The sequence below is a fragment of the Pseudomonas sp. Xaverov 259 genome (genome assembly GCF_019352915.1).
Taxonomy (GTDB): Bacteria; Pseudomonadota; Gammaproteobacteria; order Pseudomonadales; family Pseudomonadaceae; genus Aquipseudomonas.
In genome coordinates, this window is record NZ_JAAAFV010000072.1 from 362,344 (window position 1) to 370,223 (window position 7,880).

Here is a 7,880-nt window from a genome sequence, read left to right on the forward strand (position 1 = left end):
GCCTGGGGAAGTAGTGTAGGTCGAGTCAATTGTTCGATTCACATGGGGTGCCGTCACCCTATATCTACAGGAAACCCAGGTTATGTCGTCACTTACCCTTCCACCAGCCGAAGACCTGCTGCAACGGTTACCGGCCTGTCTCACCGCCATTGAACATCTGCTCGATGCCCAACCGGACTTCGCCACGCTGATGGCTGGCCATTTGCGCCAGGCACTGGCCAACCTTGTGCCCGGTACGCCGCTTGATCCCGATGCGGTTTTCCTCAACGAGTATGTGTACGACACCCCGGCAACGGACATTCCAGACCGCCTCGAACCCAAGCCCCGTGTGACCCGAACGCGTAACCTGACCCAGGTTCTGCAAGAGGCTATTGCCACCGGCAAAATACCGACCGAACACGCCAAGGAACCGCAAACTGGCGTAGTCAAGCAGGCAGTGGGCTTCTACACACGCGCTCACGACGCGGGTCGCGACGGCGAAATATCGGCGCTTGAGGTCACGGCCTTCAATCAACTGATCAGCAACTTGCACCATGACAGCCTGGGACTGTACGCGCGCAGGCTCGACGTATTCTGGACGTCTACCCAGGCAACCACCGGTGCGCTGAGCGTGCTGGAGGCTATCAGTCAAAAACAACGCGTAGTGTTTGTGCTTGAGTCGGACCTGAAAACCCACGACGCCCTGCAAGAGGTCACAAAGGCCGAGCAGGCGTTGCAGAAAAAACCCACGGACACTCAAGCCCTGGCGGACGTTGCCGCAGCCAAGGCCCACCTGAAGATGCACACCGAAGGCCAGCAGTTGATCGACAACCTGGTGCGCCATGAGACCTCGGGCACGGCCACACGGCCACAGGTGGTGGCGATCACCCTGTACTCAACGGGCCAACCCGAATGGTCGGCGGCGCTGAACGGCTGCTTCGTACTCACCGAACAATTGCACGGGGCGCGTCCGGCGGTGCTCTACACCCCGCAATTTGGGGTTGAGGTATTCGAGCATTTCTCCACCTTGGAGAACACCCTGCGCAGACGCCTGGTGACGGGTGCCGATAAAAGCCGGCTGCTTGTCAACATTGCGCTCAGCCAGCGCCACCTTGCCGACGAAGAATTACGCAGTGGGCAGAACTTGCGCTACACGCCGATTACCGGCCCTGTATTCAGCACGTGCCTGCAAGCTCAGCGTGACCAGCAAAATGCCGATATCGACCAAGCCTTCAGCGCCACCCCTACCACGTTTGACACCTTGGCGAGCGCACTGAACGAGACCCTGGCACTGCCGCTTAAAGGTAGCCCGAGCTTGCGCGCCCGCCTGCCTGCGCCGGTAGACCCAATGACCTTGCCCGCCCTTGCCCACACCCCACCAGACCCTGAACAACAGGCGCAGTTGATACAGCTTTGGAACTCACTCAACCAGCAGATCGAATACGTACTGGCCCCAGACAAACACCCTTCGCTGGAGGGCGTGTTGTCAGCCCTGCTCAAGGAGACCTTCCCGCAACTGGCCCACGAAACCAAACCGGTCGATTTGTATGTCAACCGCTACCGCACCGACAGCGACGGCCAGCGCCATTTTGAATCCTCGCAAACCTTGTTGGAGGCGCTTTGCACCTTATTGTGCTGGGAAGATGAACCCCAGGAACAAACGAGCCACACCGAAGGCGTCTTCAGCAGCGCCACGGCTTTCAGCGCTGCCGACCAGATCCCCTACACCGGCACACTGACGGCCCTGGCGGAAGCCCTGCTGGCCAAGTTGACCGCAGACATCACCACTTACTGGCAGACGCCCATAGCGCCTGAATTGGACTGCCCACAAGCCAGGTTGATAGAGGTACACCGTCAAGCCCTGGAGGTGCAGGCGCGCCTGGGTATGGCCGACAATACCTTGAGCCCGCAGGCCAAACGGCTGATTGATCAGGTGCTGCAATGCCCGACCCAGGCCCGGCGTGAAGCCCGCTTCAGCCACGCAAACCGGCCAGGGGTGTATCAATTAACACTGAACACCGGTGACGCAGAGGGTGTACGCCTGCCAGGCAGCTTCGTCCTGACCTCCAGCGACGACTCCCGCCCGGTACTTCCCCATTGGCCCTACGGGCACAAAAACCTCAGTACCCATAAAGCTGGAGCGGGTACGGTAGTGCTGTACACCCCGAGCCAGGGCTTTGAAGAATTTGCCACCCTGCAAACACTGCACGACACCCTGAAAGCACGCATCGATAGCGGTGACGACACGGGCAGGTTATTGATCGCCAGCTTGCCGCTGTTGGTACTGCGTGGCAAAACCGGGTTATGGGGCAGTGACCTGCGCAACACCTTCGCACCGATAGCCAGTGATTTTGTCGCCGACAGCATTCAAGCATTACTGGACAAGCAGCAGTCTGACATCGAAGCCATCCTGGGCCTGACCGAGGGTGAACCGGATCCCCAGAGCAATGGCCGTGTAGACCTGGTCGAACTGTTGGACATGGCAGAGGCCTTTGTGGCACGCAACCGGCGGCTGCTGGAGCATTGGCGGCCAGACTGGGAAAAACGCCTGAGCCCAGCGGACCAGAAGGCGCTGCAAGACCAACTGCGCGCCGCAGACGAGAAACAGAACGAACTGAGCAAACACTGGAACGCGCTGATTCCCACACTGGCCGAGTATGCCAGGCAACAGGTGCTAGTGAAGATACGCGCGTTCCTGCCAGACTATCCCACACAGGACATTGACCCGGACCAGACGATGGTCATGCGTACCACGCGAACCCGCATCAGTGGCGGTGGCGGTTTTGGCTCAGTGCATGAAGCTGTGAGGTCGAGCCCCATAAGCCTGACCAACCTGCTGTTGAAAAACAACAAACCATGGGCCAAGAGCTTATCGTGGACAGAAGACGACACGTTGGAAGCCAACCTGACTACCTCGCAAGGCAACTGGCTACGTGACGCCCAAGGTAAAGCCATCACCGTGGACAAGGAACGCCTCGAACTGTGGGTCAAAGAGCTGAATATCGGCCACGAGTACACCGAGAACATCCTCAAAAAACACCTCGCTCCGCAGACCTCCACGGCCGTGAAAAAAGCCTGGATGGCAAGCCAGGCGGCGGCCTTGGACTATGCAACCTTGTTGGCCCGCTTGAGTCCGGATGCCTATAGCACACTATTGGCCAGTGACCCCGCTCAAAAGAAAGGTGCCGCCTGGATGGCGGCAGTGCTCGCCGCTCCAGACCCCAAGGCCCGCCAACCGGTCGACGGGCAGGCAATCATCGCCAATACCCTGATGTTCAATCCCGCCAACGATGCTCCCGAGGGGCGCGGCGGGCAGACCGTGAACGGGGTTTTGATACTCTCCACCGCCGTCGATGAAATGCGGGTGCTCTATACCCCGCGTGCGCCCGACAGCGTGGAGCTCAGGGAAATCGCCAGCGAAGCTGAACTGATCAAGCTGATGCGCACTTCGACCTGGCAGGCTTACCTGAAGGCACGGTTACCGGCGAACACCCGCTTGCTCAACCATTGCCTGGCCGCGTATCCAGGCGATGTGCTGGAGGGGCTGTACCGGCAAAACTACCTGTATTTGCTGGACAAAACCGATAATGAAAGCGTGACCAACGAGGAATTGGCCTACCAGTCCACGTTTAACAAAGTGATGTTCGGCGTTGAAGTCGTGATGACGGTGCTAGGCGGGTTTCCTTGGGGCGGGCACCTGACCTCCTCAGCCTTCCAGTGGGTGGGCCGGATGGGCAGAACCACGGTCCAGGCCCTGCGCAAAGTGGGGCAAAGCGTTGCTGGGTTGATTGTACGTCGCACAGGGAAGGGGCAGCAGGTCCTGTTCGAGTTCGCAACGGCCACCACCACGGTCACCGGAGCTGCACGCACCGCCGGTATTGGTATCAAGCCATTGCAGATGCTGCTCAGACCCGCGAGAAACACGCGCAAGCCCGACCTGACGGCCTATGAGAGAGCCTTCCAACAGGAGTCCCCCAACCTGGTGGTCCAGGGTGGCATTCCGGCCGGCTCTTCCTTGTCCGACGGCACAGGCATCTATCGCACGACTAGCAATCCCCCTATCTTGTTGGTCCGCGCCGCCGATGGGCAAGGTAAAGAGCAGGTGTTTCGGATTCAGGACGCGTTCAACCTCTACGACCGCCATGGGCTGGTCATCCCCGTACTCACTCCGAACGGTGGGTTCACGCGTTTCAAGCTGCGCAAACTGGCCAACCAATCCTGGGCATTGGACACGTTGACCCGTGTGCCCGGCGGAGGGCCAAAAGTCGACAGCCATTTCACCGCTGCGCTCAGGGATTGGAACACGTACGTCGTTGCCAATGCCCAATCAGACAACCCACTGAACCCGGCAGTTTTTTTTAAAAACCGAAATGTCGCACACGCGACGTGGAGGATATATGTAAATCAGCTCGGGACGATAAACGCGGCAGGGATAGCCAAACTCGCCCCCCCGCCCGCGCAAGGGTACGCAAAGTTTACGGACGCGCTTTTCACCACATGGATAAACCTCAATCATAAAAGCAGGGCAGCTGCAAACGCCTTTGTAGAGACACATCGTATCAGCCCAACAGTGTGGGCAAGGCACATTGCAAAGAGCGGTGAATTGACCCCGGTCGGCATATGCCGACAAATCAGGCTGCTCAAGCGTCCATCGGGCGGGTATGGCAAGATCACGGACCAACATCTTCTGGACTGGGACAGGTTGCATCTTCGACCGGAAATCCCGAGAACGACGCCCATCACAAGCGCGGAGGTTACGGCGTATGCATTTAATAATGACATTCACATAGAATCCTGGCTGACATACGTATCCTCCAGAAACGGCGCCTTCTACACGAGCACCCGCCATATGACAAGGCGCCTTGAGCGCCTGGGCATTGGAACGCCCTCTACGCCAGCGCCAACAGTCCCTATCGAAACCCCACAGGCAGGTCCCTCCACCCAGCCTCCCGTCTGAACGCCCCCTGGAGCGATAGCTGCCTTGCCAGCCTGATGACCCGCACCTTGAATAGTTACCGCCGACACAACCTGCCCAAACCTCATGCTGATGGTCCACTCCATCAGCATGAGGACAATGCCCATGAGCACGTCGAACACACCAGCAGCATCACCGACGCTTCAAGAAACGCGTACCCACCTGCTTGAAATCGACCCAGAACTGCGTACTCAAACCCAACAGCCCGCCGTAGTACCGGCTGAACTGCTTGCGCTGGAAAAACTCAACACCACCCTGATCAGCGCCAACACCGTCCTGCTGGCGAGGTCACGCAGCTTGTTTGAGGCACTGACGCGGGCAGACCTCACCCAAGAAGCCGGCAAAACCTTGCTCGCCCAGCTCAAAACCGACTTGAACACCCACCTGCAAGGCCTTGACGAAGTCAGCACAGTGGACAATCAAGGCCGTAAGAGCTACCTCACCCAAACGGCTGGCCTTGGCGCGTTGGAGCAGCAGGCCAAGCTTGATATGCGCGATTACCTGCTGAGCCCCGCCGAACAGCGCATGGTTGAAGACTGCTCCCGAGGCCCGAACTATCGACCGGGGATGTATTCGCTCAACTTCGGCTACCAGGATAAAACCGTGGAGTTCGCCGGGGCCTTTGTGCTTACGCGTAAATCCAGCCCGGTCGTAGAGAGCCTGACGTCGGGAGAAAACCTCGGCCAGATCCTGTTGTTCACCCCAAACCGAGGCCTGGAGGCCTTCGACTCGCTGGCGCAACTCGACCAGCAACTCAAGGCGACGCTGGCGTTGCCGGCAGGTCGCGAGGAGTTCTGCCGACACCTGCCGGTGCGTTATCAGGCGTTGGATGTCGACGATATCTGGCCCTTGCAATTGCTGCCCATTGACGGCGAGCCACTGTTCGAACATACCTACAACGCGATCATCGACAAGCGCAGCCAGGACATCGATTGGGCATTGAGCTTGGTTGAAAACCCGCTGCACGAGGCAACGCTGCTCAAGTCAGCCCTGGACAACGCGGTGACCGCAGCGCTGCCAGACTTATCGTCACGCTTGGCGTTCAGGCGCCAACAGCTACTGGAGCGCAGCGTCTATAACAGCCTGCCGGATTGGCATCGCAACGCGGCAGCGACGGACCAGCAAACCCTGAGCCGTTGCATACAGGACTACAATCAGGCTCGGGCGACCTATATCGAGCTGCTGGGGCCTGTCGCTTCGCCTCAAGCCCTGACGGCTTTCCAGTTGACCGAGTATCTGGACGAAGCACTGGAAATCCACGACCTGAACCCGTACCACCTGAACATCACCACCCGCCGCAACGTCGCCAATGTCGGCACCTATGAGCAGACCCGCAATCTGGTGCAGTTGAGCTATGACGGGCTGCACACCGGCGACGAGTTGCCCGACTCTGACTTCTTGGCCAATACCACCCTCACTTATGCGAACGCGGCACTGCAAGGCGAGCATGCCGATCTGAATGCGCAGGGTCTGCTCGATATGCTTCGCGAACCAGGCCTGCAACCGCGCCTGGACTTTGCTGCGCTACAAAAAGAAATGCAGGCCGAGACTGAATTCAAACAGGCTGCTCGTGACGTGTTTGATCATCGCCTGGTGTTGCTGGCCTTTGTCGCCCGGTTGCGCGGCGACCTGAGCCAGGCAGACCATACCTTGTTCGAAACGTTGCGGGCCGGCACGAACCCGCGCCTGTGCGCACGCACCGTGCTGCTGCATGGCGCGCAACTCAAAGACCTGTGGTTATTGCGCGAGGAAGATGCCAACGGCCAGATCCTGCGCTTGCTGTTGTGCACCCCGGATTCGCCGCGCGAGCGACAGTTCCTGGCATTCACCACCGAACGCGAATGCCAGACGCATATCCTCGGTTGGGCCGATGACAAAACCCGGTTAAAGGGTCGCACCATGAGCGACTACCTGTTGGAGCAATGCCCGCTGCGTTTTCGCCCGAAGATGCGCACGTTCCTCGCCGGGTTGGGCTTCAAGCCCGACGCAAAGGAACACGAAGAGGTGACATTTGGCCCTGTGTGCTCGCACACGGTCTGCCTGGACGCCATGGTCGTGCATGCGCAAAGCGCTGCGCTGGACGACTACGAATACAGCACCCCGCTGTGGTACCGCTCGGCCCAGGCGGCAGACCGAACCCGTTTGACCAGCCTTGCCGAAGATGCCGCAGGTGCCTTGCGCACCTATAACGCCCTGCCCGATTCTGAAGCCAACTTCATTACCTTCGATGCCTACCTGCACGACAAGGCCAAACTCAGCCTGAATACGCTGCTGGGCCGCCCTCAGAATGATGTCGACCCGGACACCGTATACGTTTCGGCGCCGTGGCCGCTGTTGGGTGGCCTGCCCAAGCCCATCACCTATACCCGGCTGTACAGAGACGGTTACACGGATAACATCGGGTTCATCGACGCGAAATTTTCCACCTCGGCCACGTTCAGCGGGCCGGCGGGCGTCGACCTGAAGCGCCTGACCCCACAGAACGTATCAAGGTCGGTGACCGGTGTATGGATCGGTCAACGCTACACCGACGAAGTTCGTACAAAGTTGCAAAGCGCGAGCAGCCCCGGTTACGCCAAACGGCGCGACGCCACCTTGGCGATTACACAACTGCAGATGAAATACGCGGCGCTCGATTGCTGCCTGCGTGGCCTTATCGCCCGGATCGACCTGGCCTGGCTGGAGCGTGCCATCGACAGCCTTGGCAGTACGGAGGCTGCGACCCGCAACACGTATCAGGTACATCGCCTGACGATTGACGGCGATTGGGTGATGGGCAACTACCTGTTCAGCCATGCAAGCAACCCGGTTTTGCTCTACACCCCCAACGCCCCCGATGGCATCAGCTTTCGTGAGGCGAAGCTGTTCAACTACTGGCTGAAAAAAGTCGACGGCGTGTCGGATTACCTGCAGGGGCGGGTGCCGG

2 protein-coding genes are annotated in these 7,880 nt (G+C 59.3%); both read left to right on the forward strand.

The window, feature by feature from the left end:
- The first annotated feature begins 82 nt into the window (after positions 1-82).
- Positions 83-4,936, forward strand: a complete 4,854-nt coding sequence (locus K0H48_RS30370) for a DUF6543 domain-containing protein (protein ID WP_368862222.1) — start codon at positions 83-85, stop codon at positions 4,934-4,936.
- A gap of 123 nt (positions 4,937-5,059) precedes the next feature.
- A partial coding sequence (locus K0H48_RS30375; RefSeq protein ID WP_368862223.1) for a DUF6543 domain-containing protein occupies positions 5,060-7,880 on the forward strand: 2,821 nt, incomplete at its 3' end.

Coding starts and splice junctions, on each gene's coding strand:
- K0H48_RS30370 (WP_368862222.1), top strand. CDS start 83: ATGTCGTCACTTACCCTTCCACCAGCCGAAGACCTGCTGCAACGGTTA.